Origin of the sequence: Yoonia sp. GPGPB17 (assembly GCF_037892195.1) — a bacterium.
Classification (GTDB): Bacteria; Pseudomonadota; Alphaproteobacteria; order Rhodobacterales; family Rhodobacteraceae; genus Yoonia.
This window is the reverse complement of record NZ_JATACI010000002.1, coordinates 2,788,256-2,809,700: the sequence shown is the minus strand read 5'-3', so window position 1 is coordinate 2,809,700 and position 21,445 is coordinate 2,788,256. Positions and strand designations below refer to the sequence as shown.

21 protein-coding genes are annotated in these 21,445 nt (G+C 55.1%); 2 read left to right on the top strand and 19 right to left on the bottom strand.

The annotated features are described in order from the left end of the window. Window positions 1–226 precede the first annotated feature (226 nt). The 5 genes from QTO30_RS14795 to QTO30_RS14775 all read right to left on the bottom strand — a co-directional run bounded on the left by QTO30_RS14795 (window position 227) and on the right by QTO30_RS14775 (window position 6,241). Window positions 227–460, bottom strand: coding sequence for a hypothetical protein (locus QTO30_RS14795; protein WP_340424860.1), 234 nt, complete (start codon window positions 458–460; stop codon window positions 227–229). Between the two features lie 104 nt (window positions 461–564). After that, complete coding sequence (locus QTO30_RS14790) at window positions 565–1,281, bottom strand: hypothetical protein (protein ID WP_340424859.1); 717 nt, start codon at window positions 1,279–1,281, stop codon at window positions 565–567. A 221-nt stretch (window positions 1,282–1,502) separates the two neighbouring features. After that, on the bottom strand, window positions 1,503–2,276 hold the full coding sequence (locus QTO30_RS14785) for a hypothetical protein (protein WP_340424858.1): 774 nt from the start codon (window positions 2,274–2,276) through the stop codon (window positions 1,503–1,505). A gap of 2 nt (window positions 2,277–2,278) precedes the next feature. Further along, complete coding sequence (locus QTO30_RS14780; protein WP_340424857.1) at window positions 2,279–2,995, bottom strand: hypothetical protein; 717 nt, start codon at window positions 2,993–2,995, stop codon at window positions 2,279–2,281. 360 nt (window positions 2,996–3,355) lie between these two features. Continuing rightward, on the bottom strand, window positions 3,356–6,241 hold the full coding sequence (locus tag QTO30_RS14775; RefSeq protein WP_340424856.1) for a Tn3 family transposase: 2,886 nt from the start codon (window positions 6,239–6,241) through the stop codon (window positions 3,356–3,358). A 93-nt stretch (window positions 6,242–6,334) separates the two neighbouring features. On the opposite strand from QTO30_RS14775, the gene QTO30_RS14770 reads away from it, so the two are divergent. Then, the gene (locus QTO30_RS14770; protein WP_340424855.1) at window positions 6,335–6,940 is read left to right on the top strand and encodes a recombinase family protein; all 606 of its coding nucleotides are present in this window, start codon (window positions 6,335–6,337) and stop codon (window positions 6,938–6,940) included. Here the strand turns inward: QTO30_RS14770 and QTO30_RS14765 are convergent. From QTO30_RS14765 to QTO30_RS14730, 8 genes are all read right to left on the bottom strand, one after another. Continuing rightward, window positions 6,937–7,476 carry a tripartite tricarboxylate transporter permease gene (locus QTO30_RS14765; RefSeq protein ID WP_340424854.1) on the bottom strand — a complete coding sequence of 180 codons (540 nt, stop codon included), beginning with the start codon at window positions 7,474–7,476 and terminating at the stop codon, window positions 6,937–6,939. The genes QTO30_RS14770 and QTO30_RS14765 overlap by 4 nt on opposite strands. A 22-nt stretch (window positions 7,477–7,498) precedes the next feature. Then, window positions 7,499–8,044, bottom strand: coding sequence for a hypothetical protein (locus QTO30_RS14760; protein ID WP_340424853.1), 546 nt, complete (start codon window positions 8,042–8,044; stop codon window positions 7,499–7,501). Between the two features lie 156 nt (window positions 8,045–8,200). Continuing rightward, a complete protein-coding gene (locus QTO30_RS14755; RefSeq protein ID WP_340424852.1) occupies window positions 8,201–9,001 on the bottom strand; it encodes a tripartite tricarboxylate transporter substrate-binding protein in 801 nt (266 codons plus the stop codon). Between the two features lie 111 nt (window positions 9,002–9,112). Then, the gene (locus QTO30_RS14750) at window positions 9,113–9,853 is read right to left on the bottom strand and encodes an RraA family protein (protein WP_340424851.1); all 741 of its coding nucleotides are present in this window, start codon (window positions 9,851–9,853) and stop codon (window positions 9,113–9,115) included. 9 nt (window positions 9,854–9,862) lie between these two features. Next, window positions 9,863–10,633 (bottom strand): IclR family transcriptional regulator, encoded by a 771-nt coding sequence (locus tag QTO30_RS14745; protein WP_340424850.1) that lies wholly within the window; start codon window positions 10,631–10,633, stop codon window positions 9,863–9,865. Window positions 10,634–11,251: 618 nt separating this feature from the next. After that, entirely contained in the window at window positions 11,252–11,869 is a 618-nt protein-coding gene (locus tag QTO30_RS14740; RefSeq protein ID WP_340424849.1) for an SMI1/KNR4 family protein, read from the bottom strand. 252 nt (window positions 11,870–12,121) lie between these two features. Next, window positions 12,122–12,784, bottom strand: a complete 663-nt coding sequence (locus QTO30_RS14735) for an HXXEE domain-containing protein (RefSeq protein ID WP_340424848.1) — start codon at window positions 12,782–12,784, stop codon at window positions 12,122–12,124. Window positions 12,785–12,869: 85 nt separating this feature from the next. Further along, the gene (locus QTO30_RS14730; RefSeq protein ID WP_340424847.1) at window positions 12,870–13,283 is read right to left on the bottom strand and encodes a DUF6640 family protein; all 414 of its coding nucleotides are present in this window, start codon (window positions 13,281–13,283) and stop codon (window positions 12,870–12,872) included. Between the two features lie 325 nt (window positions 13,284–13,608). On the opposite strand from QTO30_RS14730, the gene QTO30_RS14725 reads away from it, so the two are divergent. After that, complete coding sequence (locus QTO30_RS14725) at window positions 13,609–13,812, top strand: hypothetical protein (protein ID WP_340424846.1); 204 nt, start codon at window positions 13,609–13,611, stop codon at window positions 13,810–13,812. A gap of 145 nt (window positions 13,813–13,957) precedes the next feature. On the opposite strand, the gene QTO30_RS14720 is transcribed toward QTO30_RS14725, so the two are convergent. From QTO30_RS14720 to QTO30_RS14695, 6 genes are all read right to left on the bottom strand, one after another. Then, complete coding sequence (locus QTO30_RS14720) at window positions 13,958–14,575, bottom strand: glutathione S-transferase family protein (protein WP_340424845.1); 618 nt, start codon at window positions 14,573–14,575, stop codon at window positions 13,958–13,960. A gap of 418 nt (window positions 14,576–14,993) precedes the next feature. Then, on the bottom strand, window positions 14,994–17,807 hold the full coding sequence (gene fdhF / locus QTO30_RS14715) for a formate dehydrogenase subunit alpha (RefSeq protein ID WP_340424844.1): 2,814 nt from the start codon (window positions 17,805–17,807) through the stop codon (window positions 14,994–14,996). Further along, a complete protein-coding gene (locus tag QTO30_RS14710; protein WP_340424843.1) occupies window positions 17,804–18,208 on the bottom strand; it encodes an NADH-ubiquinone oxidoreductase-F iron-sulfur binding region domain-containing protein in 405 nt (134 codons plus the stop codon). The genes fdhF and QTO30_RS14710 overlap by 4 nt, the downstream gene beginning before the upstream one ends. A 41-nt stretch (window positions 18,209–18,249) precedes the next feature. Then, window positions 18,250–18,795: a hypothetical protein gene (locus tag QTO30_RS14705; RefSeq protein ID WP_340424842.1), complete on the bottom strand. Its 546-nt coding sequence runs from the start codon at window positions 18,793–18,795 to the stop codon at window positions 18,250–18,252. Next, the gene (locus tag QTO30_RS14700) at window positions 18,768–19,490 is read right to left on the bottom strand and encodes an NADH-quinone oxidoreductase subunit NuoE family protein (protein WP_340424841.1); all 723 of its coding nucleotides are present in this window, start codon (window positions 19,488–19,490) and stop codon (window positions 18,768–18,770) included. The genes QTO30_RS14705 and QTO30_RS14700 overlap by 28 nt, the downstream gene beginning before the upstream one ends. Window positions 19,491–19,604: 114 nt before the next feature. Next, on the bottom strand, window positions 19,605–21,395 hold the full coding sequence (locus QTO30_RS14695; protein WP_445327157.1) for an OFA family MFS transporter: 1,791 nt from the start codon (window positions 21,393–21,395) through the stop codon (window positions 19,605–19,607). Between the last annotated feature and the right edge of the window lie 50 nt (window positions 21,396–21,445).

Below are 21,445 nucleotides of genomic sequence, written 5' to 3'. Positions count from 1 at the left end.
CTCGCTGCGAGGTGAACGAATGGCAGCGATCTCCGCTGCCGCGCGGCGTCCCGAACTGGGCATCTGCAGCAAATGTTGTGCTGCGAGCGCGCGCAGCGAGAATTTTGAATTCACAGATTGGGCTCTTTTGATCTTTTAGCCGCGCATTGTCTGAACGGGGTCGTTTGCGGTATGGGGCGAAATGAAACTCTAAGCAAAGCATGTAAAACAGGTCGCGAGAGATGAGTTAAGCCAACATGAACTGGTCAGGCTCCACCGGCCCAATGAGATCGATAAGTTGGTCCGCTTCCGCCACTTCTTCGACTGGACTTAACCGCGAAACACCGACATCAATATCTGATTGCATAGTCAGCTCGACCTCAACAAGATCCACGGCACGATTTTCTGTAAAAATAAATGTATCATGGCTCCCCTCTGTCGCAGGTAAACCCCCAAAACCACTATCAAGTGAACTTGTCATAGACGAAGTTGCTGGTGCATCAGTTAGTGTGATGCCGAGGTAGCTTGATGCGGTGGTATCAAAGTCAAAGATGAAGAGTGAATTTGGATTGAGTGGGTCATCCTTTAGGACAACACAAAGGGTTGTCGGTCGGGTAACTCCTGGAAAGTATAGGTCGTGTCCGCCACACAATAGAATTCACCAGACGCTGCTTCATAGTATGTGAAGCTTTCGGGAGTTAGTCCTAACTGAGGAATTGACAGAAACGGCGCTGTGCCAAGCGGTACTTCCGACCCACCGGTCAGTAAAAGGCCCTCATAGAACACTTCGCCATCTCCATAGACTTGTCCATCCGGAGTGAAGTCGCGGTCGAATATCTGGTCATTTCGAACGGCATGGTAAGTGTCAAAACCTGCACCACCATAAAGGAAGTCGGGATCATCTGCCGCATAATCTGCATTTGTCGGCGTGGCCTCCCTAAAGTCGCGGCCCCCAATCAATATGTCATCGCCAACTCCGCCAAGAGACGCCTCCTCTTGTTCTAAAGCATCAACCGTTACCCCGGCTTGATCCAGCAGTTCCTCGGTTACGGCGACAATATCATCGGAGTTAGTTAGTGAAATATTTTCAAAATTGGAGACAAAGTCTTGCCAAAGCGTTGGGTTGGTTCGATCCGTCACCGCAAAAACTGCCGTGCCGTCAAGTCCCTCTTCTGCCCCTAGGTTAAACTGCACCCCGTTGGCTAGAAGTTCGTAAGAAAGTAGATCACCCGTATTTTCTGACCCGCCGTCGATATAATCGCTTCCGACGTCTCCAAATACGATATCATCGCCGTCTTCCATCAGCACGACGTTATTTTCATCGACCCGCTCTGCTGGCGACGGTCAATCGATTGGGCACCTGCAGTCATTGAGATTGATCACCTTCGGTCATTGGCGGTGGACATGACCAACACTGACGATATGAGCAAAGGCATGGCGCGCGGAGACATCAACTATCGCAGCGCGTTGTGCCTTTGCGGTAGTATGTAGGGCATTCACTCAAACTGATTGAAGTTCGACCTTTAGCTCCGATCATATTCGCGAAACCGTATACTCAATACGCGTGTTCCGTTTTTTCGAGCCAAAAACTGATAAATAAACTTGGCTTCTTCGTTGGTTTGAGGCTCGCTGTCACTTGAGTAAAGGTCAAATGTGTCTGCTTCACGAAATCTCCGGTTCTGGAGTCCAAACAGCACGGCATTATCCTGAGTAAGCGAGTTACTATTGTATGCTATTTCCCACCATATTTCAGCTCTTTGCTCAAACCTTCCTGGATCATCTTGTGGGTTTCGCTGTACCAACCCAATCTGTGTGGGAATGTTAGCGGGAATGCCCGCACCACTACCCAAATTGTAGGTTTGAGAAATAAACGCCGCCCGTTCAGATGAAATCTGTATATCGTCGGCTCCAAGTGCGGCGGTCAGACCAGCTTCCCATTCTTCGACAGCAACATTGAGCAAGTCTGTTGCTTCTGCTTCTGTTACCGTTACACCCGCCCATGCGGCCAAGAAGTCAGCTTCGTTGATCGTGCCACTTTTATACTGTGTCAAAGCGACTTGTTCGGCTTGGGTAAGCGGTATCCCGGCATTATCAAAGAGGTCAATTGTATCGTTGGCGGAGTTCTGATCAACGTCCCAACCGTAACCTATAAATAAACTTCCAGTACCATCATCTTGAACTGAATGCTCAATAATGGCTCCTGTCGCAAGTTGATTATTCTCGCTTCGTTTGATTTCTTCATTGCGCAAGTCTTCATAAGTATTCTGATCCAACACGGTAACATTTGCGAGTGGCATGTCTAATTCTCCATTTGGCAAGTTGCGATTTGAGAAAAGGCGCGCTCGTTAAGAGACCAAAGTAAAAACTTAATATTTACTTCCTCATCAATAACTGACGAATGAGCTGTAAATAGATAGTTATTTCCGTCAATGTTTAGCGGTGCGACCCCTACAGTCCAACCATCGTTCGCGTAGCGTTCAACTTCGGGCGCGCCCGTAATGTCCCAATTGGTGATGACCACAGAACCGCCAAGCGAGAGCATTGAGCATGGACTTTGAAGGCTAACGAAATTTTGTCCGCCTTCTGAACAGTATGCCCGTATATTTGCTGATTTGCGGTAGCTGGGACGACCATTGCCCTGTAGCAGGTCCGTCGCGATCACTAGGTCCTCTGCACCATCGTGATTTAGATCGAGATTTAGCCAGAATGCGCTGTCGTATGTTGAAGCTTCGAAAGCTGTGTGTTGGATGACATCATCAATGCGGATGCGGCTTTCCATTGGCCGGTCCCAAGCATTCCAACCTCGTACCACGTCAAGAGAATTATTGTTTGTGGATCCATCGATGAACTCCAAAACGGCAGGTTGTGCAAATAGTTGCTGGCATTCAATGTTTTCGGTTTCTGCACTGACTAATGGTACGCTCAGCGTAAGTAATGCACTCGAAAGAAGACTGTAAATCAGTGCGCTTTCGAGACCATCAGCTAATGAACTAGTTGATAAATGCCTTTTTGACATTGTGCCCTCAGTTTGACTTGGTTTTCTTCAAGGCCGTCATGTTGAAAGCCTGTGGTTTAACCATGGAAAACGAACAAAGGTAATACAACAGGGGTGAAGGCGAATTCAACGCCAACACAATTTAGGAAACCTACCACCACGATCATGTTGTTACACTTATGAAATGCAACGCCGCGGATAGAATCAACTATTGCTTGTCCATAACCATAGATCAACTCGTCGTAACTTTAATATGACATGGTTACCCTTAGGATGGCCGTATGCAAAAAATTATGCTCTTGGGTCGTGTCGAACCGTTGGAACTACCTCAATAATATTCCACTAAATCAATGTCTGCTTGTATTCTCGCTGTAATACTCATCATTTCTTAGGCCATTTGTATTCGCCGGTCAGCAGGATATGCGCCCAACCGAGCGGCGATGTATGCGCCAGCAAGTCTGGCTGAACGGGTAGACCTGCCTCTTGACGCTGCACGACAGCCTCGCCAAGGCGGGCGGTGTTCCAGTATATGACAATTGTGGCCAGCAGATTGAGCGCCGCCATTCGGTAGTGCTGTCCCTCGGTTGTTCGGTCACGGATCTCGCCCTGCCTGCCGATGCGTAGCGCATTCTTCAACGCGTGGTGCGCCTCGCCTTTATTCAACCCGATCTGTACGCGCCGCTGCATATCGGCGTTGAGGACCCAATCCAACATGAACAATGTACGTTCGACACGGCCAACTTCTCTCAAAGCAACAGCAAGATCGTTTTGGCGAGGGTATGACGCCAGCTTGCGCAGAATCTGGCTGGGCGCAATAGTGCCGGTCGTCATCGTCGCGGCGATCCTGAGAATGTCGGGCCAATTGCTGGCAATCAACCCCTCGCGGATTTTGCCGCCGATCATTCCCTTTAAGTTTTGCGGTGTTCCCCCAGCATCGAAGACGTACAACCGCTTTGATGGCAAGTCCCGGATACGCGGAATGAATCTATGACCCAAGATCGATGTGACCGCAAAAACATGGTCGGTGAAGCCACCGGTGTCGGCGTATTGCTCCTTGATCCGCTTGCCAACATCGTTGTTCAGCAACCCATCAAGGATGTAAGGTGCCTCGCTGACCGTGGCGGGTATGGCTTGAGATGCAAACGGTGCAAACTGATCCGAAACGTGTGTGTAGGCTTTCAACCCCGGCTCATTTCCGTATTTAGCATTGATCAGGTTCATCGCCTCGCCCTGACGGGTGGTGGGAAAGAACTGACCGTCGCTGGATGCGGTCAACCCCATGCCCCAGAACTGCGCCATTGGTAACTTGGCCTGCGCATCGACGATGCTCGCAAGGGCACGACCGTATGATTCACTTTCAATGTGCCAGCGCGAGATGCGCATCAGTTCCCAAAATCCATGCGAATTGCTTGCGTCAGCCATTTTGCTCAGACCCAGATTGAGACCTTCGGACAGCAGCACGTTCAGCAAGCCAATCCGATCTTTTGGGGGTGCACCAGTTCGTAAATGCGTAAAGGCTTCGGTGAAACCGGTCGCCTCATCGACGTGCAGCATGATGTTAGTGATCCGCATATCCGGCACACGCTTGTAGAGATCAAAGAGGAGATCCGCCGCACCGTTTGGTGTTTGGGTCGGCAACCGGCTGAGTTGCAGCACCCCATCTTCGATTGTACCACTGGGGATGGTTCCTCGCTTCGCTGCCTTGGATAACTTTTCGAGACCAATTTCCATCTGGGCGTGGCGGTCTGCCAACCACTGCTCAGGATCAAGCGGCACGGCAAGCCGCGCACTTGCTGCTGCCGTTGAGGCGGGAACCAGCACCTGTTTAAGATCAGCATAGCGTTTCGACTGTGCCAGCCAGATATCGCCCGATCGGAAGGCATCACGCAGATGGAACAGAACAGCCACGTCCCAAAGGCGTCGGTCCTCCGGTTCTTGCGCCTTCAGATACTGATGCCATTTCGAGGTGCGCCGCAGGAAATCTGTTGGCACATCATGCGTTGCGCCATTTTTGATCAACTCAATAGCAGCAATGAGAGGTATTGCGACATGCGCCCCACGAATCTTAAGAAGATGGAGCATTCGAGGCACATAGCGTCGGAAGCGGTTGTGGCCCAGCACGAGATGAGTAATGGGGTTTGATGAAAGTATGTCGGTCAACTGTGATGCTGTTGCGACCAATGCCTCCAAATCGGGCCAGCCCGTAGAGGAAGTCACGGCAGTATCAAGCGATGCGCCGTCATTCTTGGCCCCCAACAGTCCCGTTCCCAAATCTCGGAATGACTTTAAGGTGTGTTGAACGGCGGATTTTGCATCATCCGCACGGGCATCACACAGTCTTTGCCCCTCTCGCCATGTCCTGCCAACGATCCGGTCATGGGTTTCGACAACAGCATCAGAAATTGCGGCGCGCCACTCGACAACACAGACTGAAAGTATGGCATGGCGGCGATCATCTGGCAGATCACGCAAACCATCCGCAAAATACCTTTCGCCCTGTCGGCGGAGTCGCGTGACGCGATGAGTTGGCACACCCATTAACAAGTCTGGCGAGAGATTAAATCCTTGAAGGAGCGCCAGTCGGTCCAGCAAGCGATTGGCTCCTGCCGAATTGTCTCCCACCTCGAATTGCCGCAACCAGACAAACCGCGACAGGCGCTCATCGACTTGTTCAGACAGCAATGCATCGATCCTGACGCGCATCTCATCGGTCAATCTGTCAGCGATCCTTGTTTCAATCCGCTTTTCTGCCGCCACCAACGCATCCGCACAGAGCCGCTCAATCTTTGATATGGCGGGAAGTATGGTTAGAGATCTGCGACATTCCTCAACGAACCGGCGGGCAATGTCTTCGTTCGAGGTCGCAAGTTCGGCTTGCGCGTCCAGCCAATCCTTCAGGTCACGCGCACCCCGGCCCGTGAATGCCTTGTATCCGTAGATGTCGCGCAGTGCTTCCAGATGCTCTTGGCGTGTCTGACGCCTCGCAGCGTAAGAAAGTAGAGCGTCACCAGTCAGCCCCAACTGCGCGCCGATGAAGGCCAAGACATCATGTGGGATAACCTCCCCAAGTGACAACACCCGCCCAGGATATCTGAGTGCGCAAAGTTGGAGCGCAAATCCGAGGCGATTTTCGGGACGGCGGCGTTCATTGATATTCTCAAGGTCTTCGTCGGACAGCGTGTAATGTCGGAGCAATGACATTTCATCTGTTGGTAGATCAAGGAGCGCCGAACGCTGCCGTTCGGTCAAAATACTACGCCGGGGCATGAATGCTGTACCTATTGAACAAGTGTTTGTTTGTGACAATAACCACTTCAACAATATCAACGACTTGCAAGGTCAATATCCGAAGGGGTTCAATTGGGACAGCGGGCTGTCATCTATGCGCGGGTTTCGACCAATGACCAATCCTGCGAACGGCAGATCACGGATCTGGTCGCATTCGCAGCGCGTGGCAGCTTTGAAGTCGTCGGACAATTCAAAGAAACGGTGTCGGGCACAGCATCAAATCGAGCAGCACGAAACGAAGTGATGGCTCTTGCTCAAACAAGGAAAATTGATGCGGTTCTGGTGACAGAGCTGAGCCGGTGGGGACGATCCACCCAAGACCTGCTTGATACGCTGCATAAATTGGCAGGCTGGAAAGTCTCAGTTGTCGCCATGAGTGGCATGACATTTGAGTTGGACTCACCACATGGCCGGATGATGGCAACAATCCTCGCCGGGATCGCCCAGTTCGAGCGCGATCTTATCAGTGAACGTGTGAAATCTGGACTGGCGGCGGCGCGGGAGCGTGGTCGAAAACTCGGCCGTCAGCCGGGTCAACGACCAAAATCAGATAAGCTCGCGCCCAAAGTTCTTGCAGCGGTCGAGGAAGGTCGCAGCTATCGCTGGATCGCTCGTGACCTCGGCATCAGCAAGAATACGGTCCTCACAATCGTAAAACGGCACCGCGAAAATCCTTAGAGTGTCATTTCGCCCCCTCCCGCAAACAACCCCAGAAAGCCGGTGATAACGGATTTTCCAAGCAATCCGCCGATGATGACGAAAGCACAGAAGTAGATGGCGACAAATTCAGGAGGTCCCAGCGAGGCGGCATAAACGGCCAATATCGCCGCGCCAAAGATCAGAAGAAGTTCAGAGAACAAATCCCCCTGCGCCGACGCAATAACTGCCATGCGAAGCGCCTTGCCCTGCTTTCCCTGCTTGCACAGCGGAAACCCTTCGATCTGCGTGGCCGAGGCCTGGGGTGTGCCCGGTGTATTGAACAGGATGGCCGGGATCGACCCCCCGAAGTCCGAAGACTTTGAGACCGTATAGATCAGCGCCAGCGCCGCCAGCGGATCAAGATAATAGGTCACCGGGATCAGGATTGCGATCATGGCGCCCGACGACAGGCCCGGGATAGCGCCTCCGATCAACCCGATCAGCGTTCCAAGGATCGCGAAGAAAACCGGCTGCCAAGAGCCAAAGAGCGCAGAAAAACCGTCGATAATGCCCATCGACCCCTCCCAATTCGTGATTTTAGTTGAGGCCCAAAAGGCTGCGCACAGAGCGCGCGAACCCGTAGCTGTCGTAGGACAGGATCGTGCCACGCTCCTCAAAAATACCGAACAGGATGAAGAAGACGAAGTAATAGATCCCGACCGCGCAAAGTGGCATCAGAATTGTGCGCTTCCATCCCCTGTTCCCGAAATACGCCGAAAGAAAGACCAAGAGCGCAAGGGTCGGCAGGGCATATTGAAAAAGCCCGATGGCGTAGATGTAGAACCCTGCCACCACGAACAAAAGCGCGGGACCAGCAAGCTGATCGAAAGAGATGGAAACAGGCGCACGCACCCCGCGCATGGCCCAGATCGCCTTCGCGGCCAAGGCCAAGCTTAAGGCTATCCCAAGCCATACGATAAGCTTCGGAAAATCCTGTGACCCAAAACCGGGGTCCGAGGGGTCGACGAATATCTCGGAGATCTGCGTTGAAAAGGGGACCAGAACCAATAGCATCAGAACCGCCGCTCCGAGGTCTCTCACTGGCTGATCGTTGCTGTCATTTGTTGTTTGTTCCGGTCCCACTTTACCCACCTCGCTCGGGAGATTTCTTGTTAGTTTTCAAGCGTCGCTCTGACCGCATCTACTGTGGGTTTCCAGGCGTCAGCCAAACCCTCCAGATAGGCCGTGGTTTCGCCAGAGTTCCGATAGACAACGGCCTGTTTCGCTTTGCTTGTCAGGCTAAGAAATGACCTGTGCTCGACCGCGCTTAGCCACCGCAGTCGCAAGGCACTCGACATATTCGTCAGAGACACCTGCAGGTGCTGCGACGATGATGGGCGACGATGTCGGAACAAAGTCAACGCCTTGCTCTGCCAGCGTGGCCACGTTGTCGACAACCGGGTCGCGCTCTTCGGCGAGCAAACCAACCGCCACCAGCCGATCAGCAAAGGCAGGCACGGTGTGTACGCCGCTTGCGGAAAAGTCGACATCGCCGGACAACAATGCATTGCGGGTCTCACCGCCACCTTGGAACGGCACATCCTGCGTCATATCCAGGACGCCGTTCAGCTCAAGAAACGCGGTCACGCCTACATGGCTGACAGACCCACGGCCCGGATGCGACCAGGTTGTTTTCTCACCGCTCTCAAAACGCGCACGGATAGAGGCCAGAAGTTCTTCGGCGGTTGTGATGGCGCTTTCGGTCTGAACAACCAGCGCTTGGTTCGTTTCGCCAAACTGTGCAACGGCGCGGAAATCTTCGAACCAGTCAATTCCTTGATCGCGGATCATGGTACTCATCAAAGCCCCGCCCATGGCCGCGACTTGCACCGTCAAACCGTCCGCATCCGCGTCCAGGACTTGACGCATGGCATTGACCTGCGCTCCGCCCGGACGGTTGACTACGACCATTGGCGTTCCATCCAGAAATTCCGGGATCGATCCTGCCAGAATACGCGCATAGCTGTCGGTTCCACCGCTTGGCGCCGTATCCAACGACAACCCGAATGGGTCGCTCGATGCCGCAATTGTCTTGCGCAACCGCTGCTCCACCCAGCGTGGAAAGCCCCAGTGCCACGGCGGCGGTACAGAGTAGTCTCCTTGTAAGTCGCATAGTATCCTCCCAATTGTTCGACTTGATTGTTGATTGCGTCAGCTGTTGTACCGGCTTCGGAACAATGGCTTCAATTCGGACAAAGGCGCCTTGCGCCTGATGAGCTCGCGCGCGGCTTCCTCTGCCGCTTCGGTTGCTTGTGCTTCTTCCAAAATGAGCTCGACCACCACGTCGTGCACCGTTACGGGGCCGTTGATTTCGATGGCTTCCATGCGGTACTTGCCGGTCTTCGGCGTTCCGCCACGGCACCAGATCGGGAATTCAAGATCGCGTATAGTGTTCACATCGCGCACGGCACCGTCCACGATTGCCCCGGCGACACCCTGCATCTTTGCGGTTAGGCAGGATTGCCCGCCCATGTTGGAGGCCTCGACGTTGCCGCCGAAATCCGCCACGAGCACATCGCCCACTTCCGACAGATAGTGGCACTCCCGGCTGGACATCTTGATCGGGTCTTTGTCGAGCGTCCCTTGGGTTGGGGTTTTTCGCTCGGGAATATTGCGCAGCGTGATCGCCGTTCCCGCGATCCTTTTCCCAGGCACCAAGTTCGGAAGATGCGTTTGAGCGACCGCCCCGCGGATGCCAGATTTATCAAGCGAGTCCGCAACCGTTGTGGTCAGATCGGTGAGCTTGAGAAAGGCCTGGCGGACCTTTTCGGAGACACGATCGAACTTCACTTTTCGAATACGCGACAGGGGAACTTCACCCCAGATCCGACCCAGTTCGTCATATTCCGCGTAGTCTTTTTCCAGCCGCGAAAGATTGCTTTGATCCGTCATTTCGGCCCCTCAGGTCTGCGCTGACTGGACAGGTTTCTTGGTCCCGCCGCGCTCTAGAATTTTTGATTTTTCATTCAGCAAGGCGACGAGGTGTTCGAGCTTGTCCCTGCTGTAATCAAGCGTCGGACCAGCCAGCGTGAGAGCGCCCTGCAGCTCTCCGGTGTTGGCCAAAACTGGGACGGCAACCGCGAACGCGTGCCGAGTCAGCTCGGATTCACTTAGGTCAAATCCTTTTTCGCGGATCGGCTCCAAGTCACGGTATAGCGCGGCTTTGGCGCCCTCGGACAAGGACAGTGAATCCAGGATGTCACTGGCCAATGAGGGTCGGGAAAACGCCAGCAGAACGCGGCCGGACGCGCCCAGATGGATGGCCCTCTGCTGCCCCTCTTTCACGGTATACCGAACTGCTTGATCCGGTTCTTCTTTGGTAAGGATCAAACGATCCCGGCCGCCGACAACTGAGAACATTGCCGTCAGACCCGTGGACGCGACCAGTTCAACAAGCGTCGGGCGTACCCTCGCCGAAAGCGATCCGAAGCGATCCGAGAGAAGCGTGCTAAGCCGAAAAAGCGTCGGCCCCAGTCGATACTGAGAGGTCTCTTTGTCCTGTGTTAGATATCCTTTGTGCATCAGCGTTCCCGCAAGCCGAATGATGCGGCTGCGGGTCAGACCTGTACGGGCATGAAAATCCTTAAGCCGAAGGGGCTCATCGCTTTCGAAGCAGTCCAACACCGCAAGTGCGGACAGCACAGACTCCACGTGTCGGTCCGATTCACTCATATATCTCCTCCTAGAAAGTTCTACTTCGTAGAAACAAATTTCTAATATAGAATCACTACGGAAAGAACTGATATTTGTCAACGCTTTGGCAGGTCTGATTGGTTTCACGCTCAGTTACACGCAGTCCGAAGCTTCAGTTTTGTCTGGGTTTTTGACCGACAATTGGTGTTGGGAGTCGACAGGACGGAAATGCAACACGAGAGAAGAGTTGCCGAGACCCTCCGGCCAGCGTGGGTGAGGGGTCGTTTATCGAAGCGGACTTTCGAGACAGCTCGGTCAACGGCAGTAAGGTCCCGCACTACCGTCATAGACTATATCAGACAAGCTCGCGCCAAAGGTGCTCGCGTCCCTTGAGGAAGGCCGTAGCTACCGCTGGATTGCCCGCGACCTCGGTATCAGCAAAAACACTGTGCTCAGCATCGTCAAAAGGCACCGCGAAAATCCTTCGGCTTAGCCTTCGCCGCATTAGTCACGAGAGGTCGGTTCGGGAAACACTGCCGTTCGCGGCATGGCGCATGAACTGGAGGGATGCGGGACGTAGCAGCCATTGGCAATCGCTCAGCGAAGGTCTGGTTAGCTGTAGTCAACAGACCTTAATCCATGGCGCAGGTAGAATTTTCACTCCCAGTCTTTAGCTTCAGAGGCTGATGGTATGCTCTCATCGAAACCATCGCATCCAGGATTCATTTGTGCGCCAATCCTTGCAAATTTTTGGAATTCCATCTTGACTAGGCCATGCTCGGAGACCGTAATCGCTCCCTCGTCCAATGCTTGGTTCAACGTTTCACAGTATCGAGATAGCGAATTCGACAGACGAGCTACGCCAACCGCATGCATAAGTTCGTAGACGGCACCGTAAGTTGGCGAACCGTCCCTACAGTTGACCAATAAGCGAGAACCGTCACCAGGCGTCCCAATCGGAACAAAACCATTTGGCCAATATGCGTCGAAAAGAGGATCTTCATCCCACAGTTCCTTTGCCAAACGATAGTCTTCTCCGGCACTGTCGAAGCTAAGATACAAGAACTGACCATCTAACCAAGTTTGTTCCAATGGGGTCTCCGGCGGTACCGTCATACCATTGAACAAAGACCATGAGGCGATGAGGTCATCGGGCAACGAGACTTCTGCAAATCCATGGAAAGTCGGCTCGAGTTGCCGACTTGGGACCAGCCAAGTTGTCGCGATTGCATTTGCGGACCGCAAAGCACTGACGAAGTCCTCGAGTTGTTTCATTTGCTCATGCCTGACCAAAACGTGCATAAAGATGAGACATTTTTTGATGTCTCAAATCAAGCTGATAGCAGACTTTCTGACAATCCGCAGCATCTGTCAAAGAGGGTTCGCCGCTGCCATCTGACTGTCTTGCCTGGATAACCCGTGCAGCCCAAAGCCGTTATTGGATCGGGCTGCTCGGGCGAGCGTGTCGCGGGACTCTGCTGGCATTAGGCTCGCGGTGATGAAGGTCGGCAGTCATCGTAGCTAGAGCTATGGCATGCTCGGTCCCTTGACGCGGATTGCCGGGATGAGCGACCAGACGATCAAAGCTGCAAAATATGCAACCTCGGGAACCGGGGCAAACTGATGCATCACTAAAATCCCGGTTATCATGATCACATGGGCGACCAGCCCCCAAAGAATGCTGCCGAGTATCTGACGCAAGGTGGCCAGATTTGCCCGCAGCAGCCACACATACACCGCGACGCCTAAGGGGACGAAAATCACTATGCCGGTCACCAAACCAGGATTGTAACCTCCCGCAATCAAGCTAGCGCCGATATGGCTGACGGCGTTTACGACGACAATGGCCGCCATGCACAAGGTCGCAAAGATATGGTTGCTTCCGCGCCAAAGACCCAAAGCGCCAACCAGCCACACGAGCGAAGTGTTGATCACGAAAATCGAGGTTGGGGACATGAATTCAGTCCCGCGCTGGCTTCCTGTGAGATCCGATAAGAAGTCGTTTAAATAGGGATGGAACGCGTAGGTCTGGCCGAAAGCGTCGATCCAGTGTTCCTCAAACTGATGAACGATGTAGGCAACCAGCAAGATGAGCGAAAGGAAGCGCGGGTTAGTGCGCGGATCATCGTCTTTTGCGACGGCAAAAGCCACAAATAGAAGAAACGGGGCCATGAATGTGCCCAGTTTCATCCAATGCTCGGTCAAGAAAGCGTGCTGCCCCAAGGGTAACCACAACATCGCAAAGGCGAGGATTAGAAATGATGTCACCGCTCTGTCATTCATCCCCTGAGCTGCTTCCATAGAATTTCACTGAAAACCCAAGCGCAGCAAGGAAGAGCACACTCACCACCGAGAACAGGAACAAGTTCGACTCGAACCCCATTATCTGCTGTTCGAACCCGTTTGGGTCCACCAGGCCGCCCCCGTAAGCGGACTGGAAGAGTGTTGCGACCCAGAAGCCACCGGCGAACAGCAGTCCAAATACGATCGGCAAAACGACCTGGTCCCGCACCCAGATCAGAAAGAGCGCCGTCAGCGCGATACCGGCCGCAAATGCCAAAAACCACGCGCCATGAAAGCGAGCGTGTTCGCTCCATAGCGGATTGAGCAAGTGCGTTTCGTTCAGGTCGGCAATCGCAGGGACAAGACCGTAGAAGACCGTCAAGAGGCTAACGACGATTTTCAGCAAGTGTTTCCCAATCATTGGGTTCTCCCTATTCAAAATTCCAAGCCAGCCTCATCCTGAAAGTAGCGACTACAAAACGATTTCGAGCATACCAAAGCCGTCATGTGTTCGCCCAGCAGCATCGGTGACTTTGGGCTCAACACGAGCATCTGGAGCGACCCCTCCCGATGGCTACTAGCAGCGCCAGAGAAAACACTGCTCTACAGGACCTGATCGAAAGATCAGCAGGAGTTTGCTGCCTTAGTCCACCCTCGACTCATGTATCCTTTTGGGTTGAAATGCGCCTGCATTGGTACAGGACACACGGCTTTGGATAGAGGTGAACTCGATGAATAGAAGCGATGCTGGGGCGAACTACGTGCTGAGCGTCCTACTCCCTCGTTTGGAGGAGATGAAACCTGGGCTTCTTGAGGAGATTGCCCTAGGCGTCAGCGCGGACAAGCAAGCTGTAGTCAAGTCCGGAAAGATGAACTCCGAGCTTGAGCAGGTCTTTCTTTCGGCAGAGAGGATACTTGGTCAAGCGTCGATATAGCAGGCGCAGCGGACATCCAAAAACATACCCTTTAAAAGCCGCAATGCTTAAGCTGTGATGGGCTCAATACAGTCATAATTTCGAAGGCTTGAGGGCGCGACTAAAGGCGAACCGACCGATGGTCCTCAATAGGCCAAACGACCGCTCAGGATGAGAAGAGTTCTGGGGGCCAGGTAAGTCGTTCAGCCCGCTGAAAGGCCGAGCGTGCTTTTAACCTGTTACCATAGTCGTCCAATATTTGGCTTTCAGGAAGCAAATCATTGAATTGAGCCATTGTGATAACCGACCCTATGGCGACATCTGCAGCAGTAAACTGGTCTCCCAGCAACCATTCCTGCCCATCGAGCGCCTGGTCAAGAATATCCACTGCATCTTGAGCACTATCCCAGGTGGTATGTCTGAGCGGCGCATCAAGGTGCGATGCGCGTACTGCTATCGCGGGGTCAAGAACAGCCGTCGCATAAACCAGCCATTTCAGGTAAGGCCCGCGATCTTTTGCGTCGATTTTGGGTGCTAGAGCTCCATACCCAAATCGATCGGCGAGAAGTGCACAGATCGCCGGTCGTTCACTCACAACCATGCCATCAACGGAAACCACGGGTACGCGACCGGAAGGATTAATCTTTAGAAACTCTGGCTCCCTGTTTTTCCGCTCTCGGATATCAACGTCAACGACCTCGTAGGGAATGCCGAGCTCTTCGAGCATCCAGTATCCGGCCAGAGAACGTGACGCCTTAGATGCAAAAAGAACTAAATCTGTCATTTGAACTGCCTCTTGGCCTAGCTTGCCTTTCAATCGTAGGATATTCGATCCCGACATGCGACTTGGAAGCTGACATTCGCTGCCAAGCGAAATTTTTGCAGGTATGCGTTCGAAGCTGCCCAATGCTAGCGCGGCAGTGCCTTTGCAGAAAGCAAGTTCGGACCAGTCGTCGGGCGTTCAGGCCAAGCCCTTGATATCGCGACTTGTTGCGTGATGAGCAGCCATTGGCGGGTCGGGTACCGTAGTTCGCACAACTGGCGGCGAAACCTCACTGCGAACCCAACGCAGCCATTTCAATTTTCTGCTGAGAACGCACGGTGTGCGAGAGCCGCTGCAAGTGCGAAGTGCTGCGCAACGCGTCGCAGTACTTAAACCAGTCATTGATGCGCGATGCATCGGACGAATGTGACGCGACAATTCACTCCGCAGCGACTGGCGCGGCGAAGATGCGCGCCGCGGAGAACTTGAATTCGGGAATTTTACCAAACGGGTCAAGCTGCGGGTTTGTCAGGAAATTCGCCGGTGCCTCGACAAAGCAGAACGGAATGAACAGCATGCCCGGCGTGACATCACGGTCGGCCCGGAGTGTCAGCGTGATCGCGCCGCGCCGGGTTTCAACCGTCACCTGCTGACCGCGCTGGAAACCCATCCGCCCAATATCTTTGGGGTGCATGGAGACGACCGCCTCGCTTTCCTGCGCGTTCAGATGGGTCGCACGCCGTGTCATGGCACCAGTGTGCCAGTGCTCCAGCATCCGCCCTGTGGTCAGCACCATGGGGAAATCGTCATCCGGCAGTTCATCCGGTGGCACCAAGTCGGTCGGGACCAGCTTGGCCTTGCCTGACGCGGTTGGGAAGCCGTCGTAAAAGATCACCTCTTCCCCCGGCCCATCTTCTGACTTGGTGGGATAGCAAACAGCGCCTTCGCGCATCAAGCGCTCCCACGAAATATTGTCGAGTGAGGGCATGTTGCTTACCATTTCCGTGTAGACGGCGCCGACATCCGCGTAGTCCCAATCAAGGCCGGATCGCTGACCCATCTCAACCAGGATTTTCCAGTCCTGCCGCGCCTCACCGGGCGGCGTGCGCACTGGCAGGCCAAGCTGCACCTGACGGTTAGAATTGGTGTAGGTCCCCGGCTTTTCCGGTTGGGCCGAGGCGGGCAGGATGACATCAGCGAACCATGCTGTTTCGGTCAGAAAGATATCCTGCACCACAAGATGGTCGAGCGAGGCAAGCGCCTTGCGCGCATGGTGCTGATCGGGGTCCGACATGGCGGGGTTTTCACCCTGCACATACATCGCTTTCACCTTCCCGTCGGTCACAGCATTCATCACCTCAACCACCGTCAGGCCCTTTTTTGGGTCCAGGCTGCGGCCCCAGGCATCCTCATACCGCGCGCGGACATCGGCATCCTCAACAGATTTGTAGTTGGGGTAGGTGATCGGGATCAGCCCCGCGTCAGAGGCGCCCTGTACGTTGTTCTGCCCCCGCAGCGGGTGCAGACCTGTGCCATCGCGTCCGATATGACCTGTGATCAGGCTCAGCGAGATCAGGCAACGGGCATTGTCGGTGCCGTGCACATGCTGGCTGACCCCCATGCCCCAGAAAATGATCGACCGTTCAGCGGTCGCAAAGGTGCGGGCAAGGTCGCGGAGATATTCCGCTTCGACCCCGCAGATATCGGCCATGGCGTCAGGCGTGAAATCGCGGGTCTTCTCTGCCAGCGCATCAAAGCCGTCGGCATTGGCCTGAATGAACTGTTCGTCATAGAGGTCTTCATCAATGATCGTATGGATCATGGCGTTCAGCATCGGGACGTCCCGCCCGGGGTTGAAGATGACCGGGTGGGAGGCATGGCGCATGAGCCCCTGTTTGCGCGGGTCAAAAACCATCAGTTTCGTGCCGCGCTTTGCCGCCTGTTTGAAGTAGGTGGCAGCAACCGGGTGGTTCTGTTCCGGCCGACAACCAATGGTCATGATGCAGGTGGCATCGTCGGCAGCTGTGAACGGGGCAGAGACGGCGCCAGACCCGACCCCTTCCATCAATGCGGCAACGGATGAGGCATGACAGAGCCGCGTGCAGTGATCGACATTGTTCGTGCCAAAGCCCTGACGGATGTATTTCTGGAAGAGATACGCCTCTTCATTTGTCCCCTTGGCAGAGCCGAAACCGGCAATTGCATGCCCGCCGATCGTGTCGCGCACCTTGGTAAGGCCACCGGCGGCAAATGCCATCGCCTCGTCCCATGTCGCCTCGCGGAAGACGTCATCAATGTCAGAAAATGTCATCCGGGCATCTGCCGTTTTGGACACGCCTTCCCGCCGGATCAGCGGCTTGGTTAGCCGTTCGGGCGACATGACGTAGTCCATCCCGAACCGCCCCTTGATACACAATTTGCTGCGGTTGGCCGGGCCGGGCCGCCCGTCAACCTTGACGATATCGTTATCCTTGACGCTGACCTCTGTCTGGCAACCGACGCCGCAGAACGGGCAGACGCTGTCTTTCTTTTCGACGTCATAGACGTCACGCTTGGTTGCCGTGGCATCCAGCATTGTCTTTTCCATCAGCGCGCCGGTGGGGCAGGCCTGCACGCATTCACCGCAGCCCACGCAGGATGACAGGCCCATCGGGTCGTTGACATCAAAGACTGGCACCGTCGCAGCCCCGCGGCCCGCCATCCCGATCACGTCGTTGACCTGCACCTCGCGGCAGGCGCGTTCGCACAGGTTGCACGAAATGCAGGCATCAAGATTGACCGCGATGGACGGATGGGACGCGTCATGAAAGACGCTGTCGACAGGAATGTCCTTGCCCGCACCGGGCCGCCCGGATGGATACCGTGCCTTGTCGAGCCCGGCGAGTTCGGCCTGCTGCCAGAAATGGCTTTGCGGGTCAGGGCTGTCTTCACGGGCGGGCATGTCAGAGGCGAGCAGATCAAACACCATTTCACGGTTCTTTTGCACCCTTACATTGCCAGTATTCACGACCATCCCGTCGGTTGGGCGCCGGATGCATGATGCGGCCAGCACACGTTCGCCTTCCACCTCAACCACGCAGGCACGGCAGTTGCCGTCTGACCGAAGCTCCGGCACGTCCTTGTGGCAGAGATGCGGGATCGCGGTGCCTTCACGCTGCGCAACTTCCCAGATCGTTTCGCCAGGTTTTGCTGTCACCTCTTTCCCATCAAGTGTGAAGGTGATGACCGGCATATGGATATCGTCGAGGCTCATGTCGCGAACTCCTCGGGGAAATGTTTCATCAGATGTTTTACGCAGTTGCCCGCGGCTTGGCCGAGGCCACAGATGGAGCTGTCACCCATGACGGTCAGCAGATCCTCAAAAAGGTCAGGGTCCTGTTCCTGCGCCTTGAGCAGTCGCACCATCTTGTCGGTCCCAGACCGGCACGGTGTGCACTGGCCGCAGCTTTCATGGGCAAAGAATTTCATGGTGTTGAGCGTTGCCGCCCGCACGCTGTCTTGATCCGACAGGATCACGACCGCGTGGCTACCGATAAATCCGCCCTCTTTTTCCCATGTGCCAAAATCCATGGGCCGATCCGCCATTTCGGCGGGAAAGATGCCGCCGGAGGCACCACCCGGAAAGAAGGCTTTGAACGTGTGGCCATCGGCCATGCCGCCGCAATAATCCGCGATCAAACGGATCAGGGGTATGCTTAAGCCGGGGCGAGCTTTACCCCCGGTTCCTTCACACGGCCAGAGACGGAAAAACTGCGCAGGCCATTGTGGTTTTCGTCCCATCCTTGATCGGCAAACCATTTGGGGCCGTTGCGCAGGATGTCGGGGATCCAGCTGACCGTTTCGATATTGTGGTTCAGCGTTGGGCGCCCAAAAAGCCCAAATTCGGCGATGAAGGGCGGTTTGTGACGTGGCAGGCCGCGCTTGCCTTCGATGCTTTCGATCATCGCGCTTTCTTCGCCGCAGATATAGGCACCCGCACCCCGGCGCAGTTCAATCGGGATGATGTCCAGATCGCTGGCTTCAAGTGCCGCAATCTCACGCCGCAAAATTTCAAGCACTGCGGGATATTCATCGCGCATATAGATATAGATCTTGTCGCAACCGACGACGCGGGCGGCGATTTGCGCGCCTTCGAGCATCCGGTGCGGTTTGGATTCAAGCCACCAGCGGTCTTTGAACGTGCCTGGTTCGCCTTCATCCCCGTTCACGGTCATCAGGCAGGGGCCGTCATAGGCGCGCACAAAGCCCCATTTGCGGCCGCTGGGAAGCCAGCGCCGCCCAGCCCGCGCAAACCCGCATCTGACATCGTTTCGGTTGCTGCATCGGCTGTGATGTCGCCTGACAGCACACGGCCCAACATTTCATAGCCGCCAGCGGCACGATACGCCGCCAGATCCTCATACTCTGGCAGGTCAGGTGTGTTGTTATCCTCGGTCAATGCCTTCAGCAGCCTCTCAACCGTTGCATGGCGAAAGACCCGTTTGCCGATCCATGCTGAGGGCGCAGCGTCACATTGCCCGATACAGGGGCTTGCGATCACGCGCACCTCTTTCGGATCAGTTGCGGCTTTCAGTGCATCGATCAGATCAAAGGCGCCTGCAAGCTCCTCCGACACGCCTGTGGGCACGCGGATGGTCACTGGCGGTGGCGGTGTTTCACCTTCGCGGACGACGTCGAAATGATCATAAAAGCTGACCACCTCATAGACCTCGACTTGCGCAAGGCGGAAAAGTTCGGCCAGAGCGGCAATGGCAGTTGCGGTGATGTGGCCGCGTGTGTCTTGGATGATGTGAAGCGCCTCAATCAGTAGATCGCGGCGGCGGGGCATGTTGCCCAGCAGGGCTGCGACGTCGGCAACATTGGCGTCTGAAATCTGGCGACCCTTGGGGAGCGACGGGTCACGGCGCTTGAATTTGGCTGGAGCGATCTGGTCCATCTGACATGGGCCTTTCTAGCTGGCGCGTATGGCAAAGAAGGGGCGGCATCGGGGAGACGTGCCGCCCCAGGATATCCCCGGCCCTGCATGACGCAGGGACGGGCACAGGGAGAGTTATTCGGCTGGTACCGCGTCGGGGTTTGCCCGTTCCACATGGTGCTTTTCGCCGACAGGCCGCACCATCAGATTGGCAAAGAATGCGATGACCAACAGCGCAGCCATGCAATACATCGTCGTATTGTACAGCGTGGAGGTTGGATCGACCGTGTAGGCTGGCGCAATCTCCATCAGACGCGCAATGGTGACCGTATTGGCCGCCACCAGCTCATTGAGCTGTGCGATGGGTGCCCCGAACTTCTCGGCAAAGGCCGCCGGATCAACCACCGATGCCAGATCGGCAATCGCACTTTCCTTGGATGAATTGCGCAAGTAGGTGATCGCAAATGGTCCAAGCACACCCGCCGTTGACCATGCTGTCAGCAGACGCCCGTGGATACCGCCCACATGCATTGTGCCAAAGAGGTCAGCCAGATAGGCCGGGATCGTCGCGAACCCGCCGCCATACATCGTGAAGATGATCATCGTGGCGATGTAGAACCCGATCAGCGCCGTCATCCCGCCGGACCCGGCGAAATAGGGGATCGAGCAGTAGAGAATCGTCCCGAGGATGAAGAAGCAGTGATAGGTGTTCTTGCGCCCGATGAAGTCTGAGGTGGAGGCCCAGAAGAACCGGCCAATCATATTGAAGACCGAGATCATCAACACATAGGTGCCTGCGAAGGCAGCGGTTACCAGCGCCAGATCACCAAAGATTTCGTTGATCATCGTCTTCGCCACGCCGATCACGCCGATCCCGGCGGTCACGTTAAAGCACAGGACAATCCAAAGCAGCCAGAATTGCGGCGTTTTCAGCGCTTCGTCGATATGGACATTGTTGCGTGTGACCATGCCGGACGCGACAGGCTTCGGCTCCCATCCAGCGGGTTTCCAGCCGTCTCTTGGGACACGGTACTGAAACGCGGCAAAGATCATCACGAAGAAATAGATAATCCCCAGCGTCATGAACGCGCCGCCCGCACCCGTGTTGCCAGTGCCGACGACATAGACGCCAGCCTCGCCTCCGAAATTCGCCGCTTGTGTTGCCGATGCAACCACAACCTCAACCTTGCCAGCGGCAGTTTCGGCGAAACGACGCCCGCCTTCGGTGATCAGCGACACAGCACCTTCGGCGCCCAGATAGTCTGGCGCTTTGCTGTAGATGCCCAGCAACCATTGCTTGAGAGGTGCGCCAATCATCGCACCGCCGCCAAATCCCATGATCGCCATACCCGTGGCCATACCACGCCGGTCAGGGAACCATCGGATCAACGTAGACACAGGCGAGACATAGCCAAGGCCCAGCCCCATACCGCCAAAAACGCCATAGCCAAGATAGACCAGCCAAAGCTGATGCCAGGCGATACCAAGCGATCCGACAATGAAACCACCACCCCAAAGGGTGGCCGCCACGACGCCAACATAGCGCGGCCCGACTTTTTCAAGCCATTTGCCACCGACGGCGGCGGTGAGGCCAAGCACGACGATGGCGACGGAGAAAATCCACACGACCGAGGACAGTGACCAGTCATTCGCGGCAGAAGCCACGACACCCAGTTCGCGCGTCAGTGGCGGATTGAAGACCGACCATGCATAGACCGACCCGATACAGAGGTGGATGGCGATTGACGCCGGTGGCACGCGCCACCGGTTGTAGCCGTCAGGGGCTATGATGTTTTCCTTGCGCAAGAACCCTAGCGGTCCCGATGCTGAGTTCGACATTTGCGTGTCCTCCCATGAATGTGGGGAAAGCCCCCGATGCAGCTGCGCGCGGACGATTTGTCCACAATCGTATGCAGCGTCTTTCATGGTCTGGCCCTTGTTTTGACGTATTGTCAAACTATTTATTTTTTATAAAC